Source organism: Curtobacterium sp. SORGH_AS_0776 (assembly GCF_031453355.1).
Taxonomy (GTDB): Bacteria; Actinomycetota; Actinomycetes; order Actinomycetales; family Microbacteriaceae; genus Curtobacterium.
This window is the reverse complement of record NZ_JAVIYU010000001.1, coordinates 360598-376630: the sequence shown is the minus strand read 5'-3', so window position 1 is coordinate 376630 and position 16033 is coordinate 360598. Positions and strand designations below refer to the sequence as shown.

Annotated in this window: 16 protein-coding genes; 9 read left to right on the top strand and 7 right to left on the bottom strand. The window is 72.2% G+C overall.

All coding sequences use genetic code 11. The features are described from left to right. Nucleotides 1-328 precede the first annotated feature (328 nt). The 3 genes from QE359_RS01900 to QE359_RS01890 are packed head-to-tail and all read left to right on the top strand — an operon-like array spanning nucleotide 329 to nucleotide 2753. Nucleotides 329-1126, top strand: a complete 798-nt coding sequence (locus tag QE359_RS01900; RefSeq protein WP_309777198.1) for a hypothetical protein — start codon at nucleotides 329-331, stop codon at nucleotides 1124-1126. Between the two features lie 33 nt (nucleotides 1127-1159). Then, nucleotides 1160-1900 (top strand): histidine phosphatase family protein, encoded by a 741-nt coding sequence (locus QE359_RS01895; protein WP_309777197.1) that lies wholly within the window; start codon nucleotides 1160-1162, stop codon nucleotides 1898-1900. Further along, nucleotides 1890-2753 carry an NAD(P)H-hydrate dehydratase gene (locus tag QE359_RS01890; protein ID WP_309777196.1) on the top strand — a complete coding sequence of 288 codons (864 nt, stop codon included), beginning with the start codon at nucleotides 1890-1892 and terminating at the stop codon, nucleotides 2751-2753. Before QE359_RS01895 ends, QE359_RS01890 begins: the two co-directional genes overlap by 11 nt. 67 nt (nucleotides 2754-2820) lie before the next feature. On the opposite strand, the gene QE359_RS01885 is transcribed toward QE359_RS01890, so the two are convergent. After that, entirely contained in the window at nucleotides 2821-3276 is a 456-nt protein-coding gene (locus QE359_RS01885; RefSeq protein ID WP_309777193.1) for a YdeI/OmpD-associated family protein, read from the bottom strand. Between the two features lie 219 nt (nucleotides 3277-3495). Between QE359_RS01885 and QE359_RS01880 the strand changes: the two genes are divergently transcribed. Genes QE359_RS01880 through QE359_RS01865 form a run of 4 tightly spaced genes read left to right on the top strand, consistent with a single transcriptional unit; the run spans nucleotide 3496 to nucleotide 7593 of the window. Further along, entirely contained in the window at nucleotides 3496-4638 is a 1143-nt protein-coding gene (locus QE359_RS01880) for an ABC transporter substrate-binding protein (protein WP_309777191.1), read from the top strand. A 5-nt stretch (nucleotides 4639-4643) separates the two neighbouring features. Continuing rightward, the gene (locus QE359_RS01875; protein WP_309777190.1) at nucleotides 4644-5630 is read left to right on the top strand and encodes an ABC transporter permease subunit; all 987 of its coding nucleotides are present in this window, start codon (nucleotides 4644-4646) and stop codon (nucleotides 5628-5630) included. Further along, entirely contained in the window at nucleotides 5627-6526 is a 900-nt protein-coding gene (locus tag QE359_RS01870) for an ABC transporter permease subunit (protein ID WP_309777188.1), read from the top strand. Before QE359_RS01875 ends, QE359_RS01870 begins: the two co-directional genes overlap by 4 nt. Continuing rightward, nucleotides 6523-7593 carry an ABC transporter ATP-binding protein gene (locus QE359_RS01865; protein ID WP_309777186.1) on the top strand — a complete coding sequence of 357 codons (1071 nt, stop codon included), beginning with the start codon at nucleotides 6523-6525 and terminating at the stop codon, nucleotides 7591-7593. The genes QE359_RS01870 and QE359_RS01865 overlap by 4 nt, the downstream gene beginning before the upstream one ends. Nucleotides 7594-7752: 159 nt before the next feature. Here the strand turns inward: QE359_RS01865 and QE359_RS01860 are convergent, their stop codons facing one another. Next, a complete protein-coding gene (locus tag QE359_RS01860; protein WP_309777185.1) occupies nucleotides 7753-8232 on the bottom strand; it encodes an NUDIX domain-containing protein in 480 nt (159 codons plus the stop codon). A 61-nt stretch (nucleotides 8233-8293) separates the two neighbouring features. On the opposite strand from QE359_RS01860, the gene nagB reads away from it, so the two are divergent. Then, a complete protein-coding gene (nagB, locus tag QE359_RS01855; protein ID WP_071302113.1) occupies nucleotides 8294-9079 on the top strand; it encodes a glucosamine-6-phosphate deaminase in 786 nt (261 codons plus the stop codon). Nucleotides 9080-9088: 9 nt separating this feature from the next. Here nagB and QE359_RS01850 read toward each other — a convergent pair whose 3' ends face one another. After that, nucleotides 9089-10276: an aminotransferase class I/II-fold pyridoxal phosphate-dependent enzyme gene (locus tag QE359_RS01850; RefSeq protein WP_309777183.1), complete on the bottom strand. Its 1188-nt coding sequence runs from the start codon at nucleotides 10274-10276 to the stop codon at nucleotides 9089-9091. A 36-nt stretch (nucleotides 10277-10312) separates the two neighbouring features. After that, a complete protein-coding gene (locus tag QE359_RS01845; RefSeq protein ID WP_309777182.1) occupies nucleotides 10313-10978 on the bottom strand; it encodes a hypothetical protein in 666 nt (221 codons plus the stop codon). Between the two features lie 109 nt (nucleotides 10979-11087). Here QE359_RS01845 and QE359_RS01840 point away from each other — a divergent pair, with 109 nt between their 5' ends. Then, nucleotides 11088-13544 carry a GH92 family glycosyl hydrolase gene (locus tag QE359_RS01840; RefSeq protein WP_309777180.1) on the top strand — a complete coding sequence of 819 codons (2457 nt, stop codon included), beginning with the start codon at nucleotides 11088-11090 and terminating at the stop codon, nucleotides 13542-13544. A 13-nt stretch (nucleotides 13545-13557) separates the two neighbouring features. Here QE359_RS01840 and nagA read toward each other — a convergent pair whose 3' ends face one another. Genes nagA through purU form a run of 3 tightly spaced genes read right to left on the bottom strand, consistent with a single transcriptional unit; the run spans nucleotide 13558 to nucleotide 16011 of the window. Next, nucleotides 13558-14730: an N-acetylglucosamine-6-phosphate deacetylase gene (gene nagA / locus QE359_RS01835; RefSeq protein ID WP_309777179.1), complete on the bottom strand. Its 1173-nt coding sequence runs from the start codon at nucleotides 14728-14730 to the stop codon at nucleotides 13558-13560. Beyond that, the gene (locus QE359_RS01830; protein ID WP_309777178.1) at nucleotides 14727-15125 is read right to left on the bottom strand and encodes a YrdB family protein; all 399 of its coding nucleotides are present in this window, start codon (nucleotides 15123-15125) and stop codon (nucleotides 14727-14729) included. Before QE359_RS01830 ends, nagA begins: the two co-directional genes overlap by 4 nt. 7 nt (nucleotides 15126-15132) lie before the next feature. Beyond that, nucleotides 15133-16011 carry a formyltetrahydrofolate deformylase gene (gene purU, locus QE359_RS01825; RefSeq protein WP_071302110.1) on the bottom strand — a complete coding sequence of 293 codons (879 nt, stop codon included), beginning with the start codon at nucleotides 16009-16011 and terminating at the stop codon, nucleotides 15133-15135. Nucleotides 16012-16033: the final 22 nt, after the last annotated feature.

The window sequence follows — 16033 nt, the reverse complement described above, 5'->3', positions numbered from 1 at the left end:
TCCGGCGCCGTGCTGCGGGTTGGCCTGGTCGTTCCGGGCGTAGGTGGTCGAATCGGGCGTACCTGGCCGAAAGATCTGACCAGGTACGCCCGATTCCGTCAGGGATCGCGTCCGTCCTGGGAAAGAACGTTGGTCCTCCACAACAGCGTGGGCCTGGAGGCGCGTCAACAGTTGACGAGATCGGACCGCTTTGCGCGTGGCTGGCGGGCATCGTCTCGTCCATGAACGAACCGCTGCCCATCCTGCGGGCCTCCACCACGCGCGAAGCCGGCCTCGACGCCAGCACCCTCCGCCGCCGGACACGGCTGCACGGCCCCGGCAGCGGTACGTGACCCGCGTGTACGCGCGGCTCGGTCGACTCGGCAGCCGGGCGACCGTCTCCCACGCATCCGCAGCCGCAGTGCACGGGCTGCCGCCGCTCGGCGGGTGGAGCATCCCGGTCCACGCGACCGTGCCGGAGTCGATGTACCGCGCCCGGACCTCCGAACTGGTCCTGCACACCCGGCCGGTGTCCGACACCGAACGGACCCGAGCGGGCGACCTCGCGATCACCACGATTCCACGAACCGTCATCGACATCGCGATGACGGACGACCTGCGGGCCGGAGTCGTCGTCGCCGATGCAGCGTTGCGCCGCGGCATCCGACGAGAGGACCTGTGGCGAGCGCTGCACCCGAGCGCTCGGGGACGGGCCCGGGCTGCGCAGGTCGTCGAGCTCGCAGACGGACGATCGGGTTCCCCGGCGGAGTCCCTCGCACGTGTGGTCTTCCGCGAGCTCGGGCTCCCCGTGCCCGTGCTGCAGCAGGAGTTCGTGATCGGTGGTCGTCGGTCCGTCGTCGACTTCTGGTTCCCGGACGAGGGGGTGATCGTCGAGATCGACGGGCGTGCGAAGTACACGCAGGAGCGGTACCTCGGGGGCCGCGACCAGACCGAGGTGTTCATCGACGAGAAACGTCGTCACGCCCGCCTGCTCACGGTGCCGGGCGTCCGCACGGTGCTCCGCGTCGAGTGGCGCGAGCTGTTCGACCTCGACGCGCTGGCACTCCGGTTCCGTGCCGCCGGCCTCCCGTGTGCGGTCCGACCGGTGCGGAGCGCTCGACACCCCGCGACGACGCCGATGCGGTGAGTCGGCTCAGTGCGGCCTGGTTAGCGTGGCCGCATGGCAGTGCAGGAGATCTGGCTCGTCCGTCACGGTGAATCGGTCGCCAACGTCGCCGCGGCGCGCGCCGAGGCAGCGGGCGAGGACCTGATCGACGTGCCCTACCGTGACGCCGACGTCCCGCTGAGCCCCCTCGGCGAGGACCAGTCCCGGTCCCTCGGACAGGAACTCGTCGATCGGGGCATCGACGACGTCCCCGTGGCGCTGTGGGTGTCGCCGTACCTGCGCGCACAGCAGACGATCGAGATCGCGCTGGCCGCCGCCGGACAGACCGAGCCTCCGAAGCGCGTGGACGAGCGCCTCCGCGACCGCGAGCTCGGGGTCCTCGACCTGCACACCCTGCAGGGCGTCCGGAACCGTCACCCGGACGAGGAGCGCCGTCGACAGTGGCTCGGCAAGTTCTACCACCGTCCGGCGGGCGGTGAGTCCTGGGCAGACGTGATGCTCCGGCTCCGCTCCGCCCTCGCCGACGTCGAGCGCCTCGAGGGCACCGAACGCCTCGTCATCGCTGCGCACGACGCCGTGGTCATGATGGTCGTGGCGGTGTGCCTCGACCTCGACGAACCAGCCCTGATGGACTTCGCGCGGACCCACGCGGTCGCGAACGCCTCGCTCACACGAGTCCGGCGCGAGCACGCCGGGGCGCCGTGGATGCTCGAGGAGTTCTCGTCGGTCGAACACCTCGATGACGACGAGGTCACCGCACACACCGGCAGGAAGGACGACGAAGATGTCCGTTGAACCCGTCACCCCGAACTTCCTGCGGGATTGGCCCCTCCCCGACGCGGGCGCCGGCAAGTACGGCCGCGGGCAGGTGCTCGTCATCGGCGGCGCCGCCCGTACACCGGGCGCGGCGATGCTCTCGGCGCTCGCCGCACTGCGGGTCGGTGCAGGCCGGCTCACGCTGGCGGTCGGCAGGAGCATCGCGAACGAAGTCGCCGTCGCGGTGCCCGAGTCCGGTGTCGAACCCCTCGACGAGGACCCGGACGGACACATCGCCGTCGGCGCGATCGAGGGGATCGAGGAGCCCGCTGCGAGCGCCGACGCTGTCTTGATCGGCCCGGGGCTCGATGCGCCGGACGGGACCCGTGACCTCGTCGCCGGGCTCGCGGACGCGGTCGGAGCCCGGACGACGGTGGTGCTCGACGCCTTCGCCCTCGGCGTGGCCGTCGATGTCCGGGACCGACTGGCGCCCCTGCGCGGCCGCCTGGTGATGACGCCCAACTCCGGCGAGGCCGAACGGTTGCTCGGGCGCGACGGCAGCGGAGACGACGTGGCCGATGCGATGGTCATCGCCCAGCGGTTCGGTGCGGTCGTGGCCCTCGGCGACGCCATCGCGACACCGAACGGGCGCAGCTGGCTGAAGGGCACCGGTTCCGGCGGGCTCGGGACGAGCGGGAGCGGGGACGTCCTGTCGGGGGCGGTCACCGGTCTGCTCGCTCGCGGTGCCGATCCGGCGCAGGCAGTGGCGTGGGCGTCGTACGTGCACGCGGCGGCTGGCGACCGCCTCGCCGTGCAGGTCGGGCCGCTCGGCTACCTGGCGAGCGAGCTCGTGACGGAGATCCCGCGCGTGCTGGTGGAGCTCGGCGCGTAACGAACGCGGTACATGGTGCTTTCGGTCGTACCTGCCCGAAACTTCTGACCAGGTACGCCCGAAACGGTCAGGTACGCCCCGGCGCCTCCCCGCGCAGGGACTCGACGGCCTTCGCGATCCGACGCGCACGGGTCTCCGGCGCCTTCGCCTGCACGACCGGGTCGGCGAGGGCCCGCTGCCGCGAGTTCGACAGCGTGTCGAAGGCCGCTCGGACCCCGGCGTCCTGCAGTGCCGACGCGAGGTCCTCCGGCAGGTCGACGACGCGGGGCAGCGTGTCGACCTCGATCGTGACCTCGACGGTGTCGCCGGCCGCGACCCCGGAGGCGGCACGGTGCTCCGCCGACAGCGGGACGAGGGACTGCTCGTCCATCACGCCGATCGACGACCGGTACGTGTAGGCGCCGTTCAGGGTGACCACGACGGGTGGGCGGCGCCCCGCGCCCAGCGCGTCGACGACGTCGGACGGGACCGGCAGACCGGTCGCCGTCTTCCGCGCCTGCAGGACGGTCGTCGTGAACTGCATCCGTGCCTCCTGGACTGAACCGGGCTGGACGGGCCGGCCCGATGCGGGCCGACGCCGGTGCCGGCGCCTGTGCCGACAAGCGAAACCGTACAGGCGAACCGGCTGTTCCGCCGCCGTTCACCACCGCAGCACTGGCCGGAAACCGGACGCGTCCACGATCGTCCAGGACCCGGACCCCGGTCCACCCCGACGCATCACAGCACCCGAAAGGCACACCCCGTGCAGCACAAGCGCACCCTCGCCGGCATCGCCCTGGCCGCCGCCGCCATCGTCACCCTCGCCGGCTGCTCGGCCACGAGCTCCGCCAGCACGACCAAGGACGGCACCGACTGGAAGACCGCCACGAGCGCCGAGTCCGCCGGTGGCATGGACGCCCTCGTGAAGGCCGCCAAGGCGGAGGGGCAGCTCAATGTCATCGCGCTGCCGCCGTCGTGGGCCAACTACGGCAAGATCATCGACGGCTTCACCAAGAAGTACGGCATCAAGATCACCTCCGCGAACCCGAACGGCTCGAGCGCCGACGAGGTCGCCGCGGTGAAGTCGCAGAAGGGCCAGTCGACGGCACCGGACGTGCTCGACCTCGGCAACGCCGTGCTGCAGCAGAACCTCGACCTGCTGACGGACTACAAGGTCGCGAACTGGAGCGACATCCCCTCGGACCTCAAGGACGAGGACGGCGCCTGGACCCGCGACTACACGGGCCTGATGTCGATCGGCTACGACTCGTCGAAGATCACGGACGCCCCGAAGGACCTGGACGACCTGCTCGGCTCCGAGTACAAGGGCAAGGTCTCGATCGCGGGCGACCCGACGCAGGCGAACCAGGCCGCGTCGGCCGTGTACCTCGCGGCGCTCGAGAACGGCGGCTCGGCCGACGACATCACGAAGGGCGTCGACTACTTCGGCAAGCTGAAGCAGGCGGGCAACTTCCAGAACGTGCTGCCGTCGCAGGCGACCGTCGCCTCGGGCGAGACGCCCGTCGTGATCCAGTGGTCCTACAACAACCTCGCGTGGGGTCCGGCGGCCGGCGCGAGCGGGAACAAGAACTGGAAGACCGTCGTCCCCGAGGGCCAGGCCCTCGGCTCGTACTACTCGCAGGCGATCAACAAGGACGCCCCGCACCCCGCGGCCGCGCGCCTCTGGCAGGAGTACATCGCCAGCCCGGACGTGCAGAACCTGTACCTCCAGGCCGGCGCCTTCCCGTCCACCCTCGCCGCGCTCGAGAAGTCGGGCAAGGTCGACCAGGACGCCCTCGACGCCGCTGGTGGCGCGCCGAAGGACTACGTCGAGCTGACCGACGAGCAGGTCACCGCCGCGGCGAAGGTGCTGTCGGCGAAGTGGGCCTCGACGATGGGCTCCTGAGCAGCATGACCACCGCATCGGCACCGGGGGTGCCCGCCTCAGCGGCGGGCACCACCGCATCGGCACCGGTCGCCGGGGCGACGCTCGTCACGAGCGAGCAGCCGGCGGATGCCACCGCCCGCCGCGTCGCCGGACCCCGTGTCCGGCGCCGCGGCGGCATCGCGTGGCTCGGCCTCACCCCGTTCGCCGCCTACGTCCTGCTGTTCCTGGCCGTCCCCGCGGTGGTCGCGATCAGCAGCGGCTTCTTCACGAGCGACGGCGCGTTCACGTTCGCCAACCTCGCCGCGTTCGCCGACCCGTCGGTCATCCGTGCCTTCGGCGGCTCGTTCGCCCTGTCGGCCGTGTCCGCCGTGATCGGTGCCGTCGTCGGGGCGATCGTGTGCTGGGCGCTCGCCGCGCTCCGGCCCGACGGGCTCGTCCGGTCCGTGATCGACTCCGCTGCGAGCGTCCTCGCCCAGTTCGGCGGCGTCATGCTCGCGTTCGCGTTCATCGCCACGATCGGCGCGCAGGGCCTCGTCACGACGTGGTTGGTGTCCGTCTTCCACATCGACCTCAACGCCGAGGGCACCTTCCTCTACACGGTCCCCGGGCTCGTCATCCCCTACGTCTACTTCCAGGTGCCGCTGATGGTCCTCACGTTCATGCCCGCCCTCGAAGGCGTCAAGACCCAGTGGGGTGAAGCCGCCGCCACCCTCGGCGCCTCCCGCGCGACGTACTGGCGCCGCATCGGCCTGCCCGTGCTCGCGCCGGCGTTCTGGGGATCGCTGCTGCTCCTCTTCGCGAACGGGTTCTCGTCGTTCGCCACCGCGGCGGCCCTGATCTCCCAGGGCGGGATCGTGCCGCTCACCATCCGCACGCAGCTCACGAGCGAGACGATCATCGGACTGCAGAACGTCGCCGGTGTGCTCGCCTTCGGCATGGTCGTCGTGATGGCGGTCGTGATGGGCGCGTACTCGCTGCTGCAGCGCCGGGCGTCGAGGTGGCAGCGATGAGCGCGGCTGCCCCAGTGCGTCCGTCGCGTGGGTCGCGCCCGTCGCGCTCGTCGTCTCGTCGTCGGCCAGGAGGCGCGGCTCGCCCCGGCCGCTTCGGCGCGGCCCCGTCACGGGTCACCGCCGCGATCGTGCTCGTCGTGGTCGGCCTCGTGTTCGCCGTCCCGCTCGTCGCCCTCGCGCAGTTCACCTTCCGCCAGGGGACGGACGGCAGCCTGACGCTCGCGCACTACGGCGCACTCGTCGACCCGGTGAACGCCGCGACCTACCAGCCGGTGTTCGACGGCCTCGGGGCATCCCTGCTCATCGCGCTCATCACCGTGGGGATCGTGCTGCTCGTCCTGCTGCCGGCCCAGATCATCACGGCCCTGCGGTACCCGCGGCTCCGTCGGGTCCTCGAGTTCGTGTGCATCGTGCCGATCACCGTCCCCGTGGTCGTCCTCGTCGTCGGGTTCATCCCCGTGTACCAGGTCGTCGCCCAGGTCTTCGGCTCGGGCGCGTGGACCCTGTCGTTCGCGATCGGCATCGTCTCGCTGCCCTTCGCGTTCCGACCGATCGCCGCGGCCATCACCGCGATGGACATGGCCGTGCTCTCCGAGGCCGCCCGGTCGCTCGGCGCGTCGTGGTGGACCGTCACGTGGCGGGTGCTCCTGCCGAACCTCCGCCGCGGCATCACCGCCGCCTGCTTCCTGACCATCACGGTCGTCCTCGGCGAGTACACCCTCGCCTCGTTCCTCTCCCGCACGACGTTCCAGACGGCGCTCCTGCTCGTGCAGTCGACCGACCCCTACGTCGCCGCGATCTTCTCGCTGGGCGCACTCGTCTTCGGATTCGTGCTGCTCGTCGTCATCGGCCGGGTCGGCTCCCGCCGTCGCCGTGCCCCGAAGGAGTCCGCATGACCGTCACCGCCCCCGCCGCCCCGGCATCGCTCGCCACCGACGGCGCGACCGTCGAGCTGCACGGCGTCGAGAAGCACTACGGCGCGCACCGTGCCCTCGCCGGCCTGTCGCTCCGCATCGAACCCGGGGAGTTCGTGTCGCTGCTCGGGCCCTCGGGCTGCGGCAAGACGACCGCGCTCCGGGCGCTCGCCGGCCTCGAGGCCATCGACGCCGGCTCCATCCGCATCGACGGCGTCGACGTCGCGGGCACCCCGGTGGACAAGCGGGACATCGGCATGGTGTTCCAGCAGTACTCGCTGTTCCCGCACATGACCGTGCGGCAGAACGTCGCGTTCGGCCTGGAGATGCGCCGGGTCCCCGCCGCCGCGCGCCGCGAGCAGGTCATCGACGCGCTCGACATGGTGCACCTCGCCGAGTTCGCCGACCGCTACCCGCACCAGCTCTCCGGCGGCCAGCAGCAGCGCGTCGCCCTCGCCCGGGCCCTGGTCACCCGGCCCCGTGTGCTCCTGCTCGACGAGCCGCTGTCCGCGCTCGACGCCAAGGTGCGCGTGTCCCTCCGCGACGAGATCCGCCGCATCCAGAGCGACCTCGGCATCACGACCGTGTTCGTCACCCACGACCAGGAGGAGGCACTCGCCGTCTCGGACCGCATCGCGGTGATGAACGCCGGCGACATCGAGCAGATCGGCACGCCCGAGGAGCTCTACCGGTCCCCGTCCTCGGCGTTCACGGCGGACTTCGTCGGGCAGTCGAACCGGCTCCGCGGGGACCTGCGCGGGGGTGACGTGTTCGTCTACGGGTTCAGCGTCCCGGCGCTCGACGCCTCGGTGCCGGACGGCCCGGTGCTCGCCTACGTCCGCCCGGAGGACGTCGCCTTCGCCTCGGAGGGCGTCACCGGCACGGTCGTGGCCTCGAGCTTCCTCGGGTCGATCCGGCGCACCACGGTCCGGCTCGACGACGACACCGTGGTGACGGTGCAGCACGAGGTCGGCGACCGTCGTGCGGCCGGCGAGTCCGTCGCCGTGCGCCTGCTCGGTGCGCCCGTGGCGGTCGCCCCGCTCGCGTAGACGCGACGAGCCGCCCCGGCGAGACCGAGTCTCGGCTGGGCGGACGGTTCCGCGACGCTCCGACCGCGAAACTGTCCGTCTGCTCGAGACTCGGCTGCGCGCTGCCGGACGGGAGGCGCGGTGCGGGCCCGCACCGCGCCTCCCGTCCCGTCCCGCGGGTCAGCGCTGGAAGCGCGTGGCCGGGTCGTCGGACAGGGCCGCCTCGATCCGCGCCCGCATGGTCGCGGGCATCTCCGGCAGCGCGTCGAGCCGCGCCCAGAAGGCCTCGGTGTTCTCACCGTCGGCGGGGAAGGGCTCCCCGGAGACGTACCGGCAGGCGAACACCAGGTCGAGGTACTGCGCCCGGTCGCCGTTCGGGTACGTCATCTCCGGCAGCACCTGCACCCACGCGAGGCGCTCGGCGACGGCGACGACGTCGGCTTCCTCGAGGACCTCGCGTTCGGCGGCGACCGCGGGTTCCTCGCCGGGGTCGACGATGCCGGTGACCGGCGTGAACGCGTGGTTGTCGGCCCGGCGCACGACGAGGAGCTCACGGTCCGGACCCTCGCCGCGCGTCACGACGGCGGTGACCCCGGTGAGCCAGAGCGGCTCGTTCCCGATCTTCGAGCGGAGGGACAGGACGAAGTCAGGCGTGGGCATGCCGCCACGCTACCGACACGGGGCCCTGTCGCGGACTGGTCATGACCAGTAGGCTGTCCCCGTGGAGATCATCATCCTGCCCACGCCGGCTGAGGTCGGTCGCGTCGCCGCGGCCAAGATCGCCTCCGTCGTCGCGAAGAAGCCGTCCGCCGTCATCGGCGTCGCCACCGGGTCCAGCCCGCAGGGCATCTACGCCGACCTGCAGCGTCGTGTCGACGCGGGGGAGATCTCGTTCGCCGAGGCCCGCGCGTTCGCCCTCGACGAGTACGTCGGCATCCCGCTCGAGCACCCCGAGTCGTACGCCTCGGTGATCCAGCGCGACGTCATCGAGCCGCTCGGGTTCGAGCCCTCCCGCGTGCGGGTCCCGGACGGCCGCGCGTCCGACCTCGAGTTCGCGGCGAAGGAGTACGACGCCGCGATCCGTGCCGCCGGCGGGGTCGACGTGCAGATCCTCGGGATCGGCGCGAACGGGCACATCGGGTTCAACGAGCCGACGTCGTCGTTCGCGTCCCGCACGCGCATCAAGACCCTCGCCCCGTCCACGCGCGAGGCCAACGCCCGCTTCTTCGACAGCCTCGACCAGGTCCCGACGCACTGCATGACGCAGGGGCTCGGCACCATCCTCGAGGCCCGTGAGCTCGTCCTCGTCGCCCAGGGCTCGTCGAAGGCCGACGCCGTGGCCGCCGCGGTCGAGGGGCCGCTGTCGTCGTTCGTCCCCGGGTCCGCGCTGCAGCTGCACGAGCACGCCACCGTCGTCGTCGACGAGGAAGCCGCGGCGGGCCTCAAGCTCGCCGACTACTACACGTACACGTACGCGAACAAGCCGGCCTGGCAGCTGTTCGAGTAGGACCGCGGATCAGCCTCCTGCACGTCGTTCGAACGCGGTGTGCAGGCGGCTGAGTCCGTCGTCGAGGGTCTCCGCCGAGCACCCGAAGTTGAGTCGCGCGAACCCGACCCCCTGGCGTCCGAAGTCCGGTCCGCTGCCGAGCGCGACCTTCGCCTCGTCGACGAGGAGGGCTGCGGGGTCGTCACCCCACGGCAGCGCTCGCAGGTCGAGCCACGCCAGGTAGGACGCCTGCGGCTGCCGGTACCCGGTGCCGGGCAGCACGTCGCCGAGTCGCTCGGCCAGGGTGCGGCGGTTCGCGGCGAGTTCGGTCAGCAGCGACGCGAGCCAGGGTCCGCCCTCGCTGAACGCCGCCACGCTCGCGGTGTACCCGAGGATCCCGGTGCGCTCGACCACCTCGCCGGGCATGCCGTCGAACCAGGCGCGGGCGCGGTCGGAGGCGCCGACCATCAGGGCGCACTTCGTCCCCGCGAGGTTCCACGCCTTGCTCGCGCTCGTCAGGGTGACCCCGAGCTCCGCTGCCTCGGGGCACGAGTCGAGGAAGGGCGTGAACGTCGCGTCCGCGTGCACGAGCGGCGCGTGGATCTCGTCCGAGACGACCACGGCGTCCCACTCGGCGGCGAGTCGGGCGAGGGCGGCGAGGTCTTCCCGGGTGTGGACGAGTCCGAGGGGGTTGTGCGGGTTGCAGAGCAGCACCGTCCGGGCTCCGTCCGCGAACGCCCGGCCGATCCCGTCGAGGTCCATCCGCCACCCGGCCGTGGTGTCGAACGGGTCCGCGGTGCCCTCGGGTGCGAGCAGCGGGACCTCGGTCACGGAGCCGCCGGCCTCGGCGACGTACTCCCAGAACGGCGGGTACACGGGCGGCATGATGACGACCTGGTCCCCGGGCTCGATGACCCGGCGGAGCGTCTCCACCGCAGCCACCGAGACGTCCGTGGTGGTCCGCACGAGGTCCGGGTCGAGGCGCCACGACCAGCGGGCCTCGGCGAAGTCGGCGAACGCCTCGGGAAGCGCCCGGCCGTGCCCGACGTACCCGGTGTCGCCGTTCGTGACCGCGGCCACGAGGGCGTCCCGCACGGGTTCGGCGAGCATGCTGTCCATCTCCGCGACGAACATCGGCAGCACGTCCGGCGGGTAGGCCGTGTACTTCTCGCTGGTGCGGGTGCGGTGCGCATCGAAGAGGGAGACCATGACGCTCATGGGCCCATCCTCGCAGCGGAGGGTGTGATCTGGACCTCAGTCGACGTCGGCGAGGGTGTACGGTCCGCTCGCGCCCGCGAAGGACACCACCTGCGCCCGGACGCCGACATCGGCCTGCATGCGTGCTGCTGTGCGGAGTCCCAGTGCTCGGGTCCCCGCGTCACCGAACGGACCCCCGGCCCGCTCGGTCAGCGCGCGCCACCCGACGATCGCGCGTTCGGTGCCCTCGCGGAGCCCGGCGGCGCGCGCGGACATGATCTCGGCGCGGCGGCGGCCGTTCCAGGACTCGACCTCGGTGCCGACGCGGTCGGCGGGCGCCACCACGACGGGGTGCGCGACCGGGAAGGTGTCGATTCCGCCGCCGGCACCGCACCAGACGTGGACGTCGTCACCGACTTCGAGCTGCACCCTGCTCGCGAGCGTGAACGCGTCGACCCGGTGGGCGTCACGGACGGCGGCCGAGGGCCACTCGAACGACGTCCCGCTCAGCGCGTCGAACACGTCGTTCCACGCCTCGAGGTCGTGCCGCAGGGCAGCGCTGAGGCCGAGGCCGTCCGCGTCCGGATCGACCAGGCCGACGTCCTGGGAGGATCCGCGGTACCAGAGCGGCGAGTCCCCGACGCCGTACTCGGCCATCACGAGGACGATCGCCCGCGCTGGGTGTCGTCGACCGCCCGGCGCGTGCTCGTCCCCGTGCTGCATGGCGTCCATCCAAGCAGGCGCGGGCCTGCCGGCCGATCGACGTGAACAGCAGGAGAGCGCTCGGTGACCGATCGCGCGTCCCCCGTCCGAGGGGTCTAGCGTCGCGGGCGTGAACCGTTCCCGCGTGCACCGTCGCCCGCTCCTCCGCCCGCTGCCGCTCGCCGCGGTGGCCACGATCGCCGCGCTGCTCGGGACGGGGCTGGTCGCCGCACCGGCGGTCGCCTCGCCGTCCGGGCAGGCAGGACAGGCGGCCCGGACCGTCTCCGACCCCGCCCGGTACGTCGACCCGTTCATCGGTACGAGCGGTGACGGCAACACGTGGCCCGGCGCCACCGCCCCGTTCGGCATGATGCAGTGGAGCCCCACCGGCACCGCGGGCGACCAGACCTCGACCCCGGTCGCGAACGGCTACTCGTACGACGTCGACCGACTGCGGGGGTTCAGCCTGACGCACCTGAACGGTGCCGGCTGCGCGCCGGGGGCCGCCGGTGACGTGCCGATCATGCCCGTCACCACACCGGTCACGACCTCGCCGTCGTCCGACTCCACCGACGCGGTCTACGCCGCCGGGTACTCGCACGACGACGAGTCCGCGAGCCCCGGCCGCTACACGGTCCGCCTCGACAACGGCGTCCGAACCGACCTCGCCGTCACCACGCGAGCCGGCGTCGGCGAGTTCGCGTTCCCGGCAGGCAAGGACGCGAACCTGCTCTTCCGCACGTCGAACTCGATCAACGGCAGCGAGGCGGCGACCACCCGCGTCGACGCACGGACCCGCACGGTCAGCGGCAGCGTCCTGACCGGCGGCTTCTGCAGCCGCCGAGCGAACGGGGGCGGGGCCACGAACCCCGACCGCCGCAGCTACTACCGCCTGTTCTTCACGGCGACCTTCGACCGGGCGTTCACGAGCACCGGCACCTGGCAGGACGGCGCGGTCCGACCAGGAGGCACGTCCTCCTCCGGCGGGGAGGGCTACCTGACCGGCGCCGACCGTGCCGGACGCGGCTCCGGCGCGTGGGTCGGCTTCGACGCGCGTCGCGGTGCGACGGTGCACGCGAAGATCGGCATCTCGTACGTGAGCGCGGCAGGAGCCGTCGCGAACCGCGACGGAGAGGTGACCCCGCGCTCGACCGTCGCCAGCGTGGCGGCCGGCACCCGCGCCTCCTGGAACCGCGAACTGTCGCGCCTGCGCGTCGGTGGCGGCACGGCGGACCGGACCACCCAGCTCTACACGTCCGTGTACCACGCGCTCATGCAGCCGAACACGCTGAACGACCGCGACGGCCGCTACCTGGGGCCGGACCAGCGGGTGCACCGGATGGACCGGGGACACCGGGCCGTCTACGGCACGTACTCCGGGTGGGACCAGTACCGGGCGCAGATCCAGCTGCTCGCCCTGCTGCGACCGGACGTCGCCGGGGACATGGCGCAGTCGATGCTGCGGTTCGCCGAGCAGAACGGTGGCGTGTGGGACCGCTGGCTCCACCTCGGGGCGCCGACGCACGTGATGACGGGCGACCCCTCGGCCGCGACCCTCGCCACCTGGTACGCCATGGGTGTCCGGAACTTCGACGTGCGAGCCGCCTACGCCTCGCTACGGCACCAGGCCACCGTCGAGAACGCCGACGCCGAGAGTGACATCGGGTGCCCTGGTCAGTGCCTGGCGCAGCGGCCGGCCCTCGACGAGTACCTGCAGCGGCACTACGCGGCGAACGACGACTGCTCGTGCTGGGGTGGCGCTGCGGAGACCCTCGAGGACTCGATCTCCGACAGTGCGCTCGGGTACTGGGCCTCGTCGCTGGGGCTGCGCTCGGACGCCCGGATGTTCGCGGAGCGCGGGACCTACTGGAAGAACACGTTCAACCCGGCCGTCGGCTACCAGGCCGCTCGCCAGGCCGACGGATCGTGGACACCGGACTGGTCGCCCTCGACCGGCACCGGGTTCGCGCAGGGGACGAGTGCGCAGTACACGTGGCTCGTGCCGCAGGACGTGCACGGGCTGTCGACCGCGCTGGGCGGTGACGACGCCGCTGCGGCTCGCCTGGACGCCTTCTTCCACGACAGCTCCGGCGCGTTCGCGGTGACCGGTGGTGATCCCACCAAGTTCGACCCGACCAACGAGCCCGACATCCACACGCCGTGGATGTACAACGCGCTCGGCAAGCCGTGGAAGACGCAGGAGACCGTGCGTCGGGTCGTCGACGACGCCTACACGACCGGGCCGAGCGGCTTGCCGGGCAACGACGACCTCGGCACGATGAGCGCCTGGTACGTCTTCGCGTCGATCGGGTTGTTCCCGCAGACGCCGGGGCGGGCGGAGATGCTCATCGGGAGCCCGACGTTCAGCACGGTCGACATCCGGCGGTCGAGCGGGGAGCGGATCGTCGTCCGGTCCTCCGGCACGGAGCCGTACGTCCACGGTGCACGTCTGGACGGCCGGACGCTCGAGAAGTCGTGGGTGCCGGCGTCGTTCGTGACCCGCGGTGGGACGCTGTCGCTGCGGGTCGGGGACACGGCGGACACGTCGTGGGCGAGCGGGGTGCGGGGGCGGCCGGTCGACCGGTAGGCGCCGCGGCGCGTCAGCGCAGCTCGCGCCCCGCGCCCCACACCCGCTGGACCTCGAACGACGGCGACAACGCCACGAGGTCGGCGGCGTACCCCGGCGCGAGCCGACCCAGCCGGTCGCCGAGCCCCAGCGCCGCCGCCGGCACGCTGGTCAGCGCCGCCACGGCGTCCGGCAGCGCCTGTCCCGCGAGGGTCACGGCGTTCCGCAGCGCCACGTCCTGCGTCAGCGTCGACCCCGCGATGGTGTCCGTCCCCGCCACGTGCGCGATTCCGTCCGTCACGGTCACGGCGAGGGACCCGAGCGTGTAGGAGCCGTCGGCCGCACCGGCAGCGCCCATGGCGTCGGTGATGAGGGCGACACGACCCGGCGCCGCCCGCAGCAGCATCGACGCCACGGACGGGTGCACGTGCACGCCGTCGAGGATGAGCTCGAGCGTCACACGGTCGTCGGCCACGGCCGCCGCGATCGGCCCGGGAGCCCGGTGGTGGATGCCCGGCATGGCGTTGAACGCGTGCGTGAGCATGGTCGCGCCGGCGTCGAACGCTGCCCGGGCCTGGTCGTACGTGCCGACGGTGTGGCCCACGGCGACGGTGACGCCCGCGGCGACGAACCGTTCGGTCGCGTCGAGGGCGCCGGCGAGCTCCGGCGCGATGGTGACCTGGCGGACGACGCCCTCGCCGGCCTCGAGCAGTTCCGCGACCGGACCGGGCGCCGGGTCGATCAGGAACGACTCGTTGTGGGCGCCCTTGTTGTGCGGGGAGAGGAAGGGACCCTCGAGGTGGACGCCGAGCACGAGCGGGTCGTCGGCCATCACCGTGCGGATGCGGTCGAGCGAGGCGGTCAGCGCGGGGACCGGGTTCGCGACGAGGGACAGGACCGAGCGGGTCGTGCCGTGCGACCGGTGGACCTCGAGGGCGGCCGCGATCGAGTCGTCCTCGTACGCGGTGCCGCCGCCGCCGTGGCCGTGCAGGTCGATGAAGCCGGGCGTCAGGACGGCGTCGCCGAGGTCCACGACCTCGTGCACCGAGGTCGCCGCCGGTGCCTCGGGGCCGGAGCCGACCGCGTGGATCGTGTCACCGACGACGAGGACCCAGCCGTCCGCCGTGGAGCCGGCCGCGTCGACCACGTGGGCCGAGCGGATCAGGGTGCGCCGCGCCTCCTGGCCGCCGGAGCCGCCGCCGTTCACCGGGTCTCCTTCCGGAACTGCACCACGCCGGAGAGGGCCGCCACGAGGATGAAGACCAGCCCCACCACCGGGTGCCCGATCGAGATCCAGCACCCGCCGGCCGCGATCACGAGGGCGACCTCGACGATGGTCTTGCCGACGATGTCCGTCTCGATCGGCGACGCCTGCGACCGGAACAGGCACCAGACCACCGCGGCGAACACCGGTGCGCCGATCATGAACAGGATGCCGGGCATCGGGAACGGCCACGCGATGTAGCCCCAGTACGCCAGCGAGACCAGGCCGAACGCGCACACCAGGATGCGGAGCACCGTCCAGCCGTCGAGCCTCCGGGGGCGGATGGCGTGCGGGTCCGGGGTGTCGCCCCAATCGACGGGGGACTGCGGTGCTGACATGCGGTGCCTACTTGAAGATGATGGTGCGGGCGCCGTCGAGGAGGACACGGTCCTCGGCGATCCAGCGCACCGCCTGGGTGAGCGTGCGGGACTCCTCGTCCTGGCCGATCGAGACCAGCTCGGCGGGGTCCTTCGTGTGGTCCACGCGGACGACGTTCTGCTCGATGATCGGGCCCTCGTCGAGGTCGCTCGTCACGAAGTGCGCCGTCGCACCGATGAGCTTGACCCCGCGGGCGTGTGCCTGCCGGTAGGGGTTGGCGCCCTTGAAGCCCGGCAGGAACGAGTGGTGGATGTTCACCGCGCGACCCTCGAGTGCGGCGCACAGCTCCGGCGAGAGGATCTGCATGTACCGGGCGAGGACGACGAGCTCGATGTCGTGCTCCTCGACCGCCTGCAGCACCCGGCGCTCCATCTCCTGCTTGCTCGCGGCGTCCGTCACCGGCCGGTGCTCGAACGGCACGGAGTAGAACGACGCGAGCTCGGAGAGGTCCGCGTGGTTCGAGAGCACGAGCGGCACCTCGATCGGGAGCTGTCCGCCGCGCTGCCGGTACAGCAGGTCGTTCAGGCAGTGTCCGGCCTTCGACACGAGGACGAGGGTGCGCAGCGGCCGGCCGACGACGTCGAGCTGGACGCGGGCGTCGTAGCGCTCGGCGACGGGGGCGAGCGCGGCCTCGAACGTGGTGCGGTCGACGGGTGCCATGACCTGGAGGCGCATGAAGAACGTGTTCGTGTCGACGCTCGAGAACTGCTGCGACTCGGTGATGTTCCCGCTCGCGGCGACGACGGCTCCGGAGACGGCGTGCACGATCCCGGGCTGGTCGTCGCAGACCAGCGTGAGGGTCCAGTGCGTGGGGGTCTGCTCGCTCGGGGCGGTCGGGTCGGTCACCGCATCAGGGTACCGGGATCGC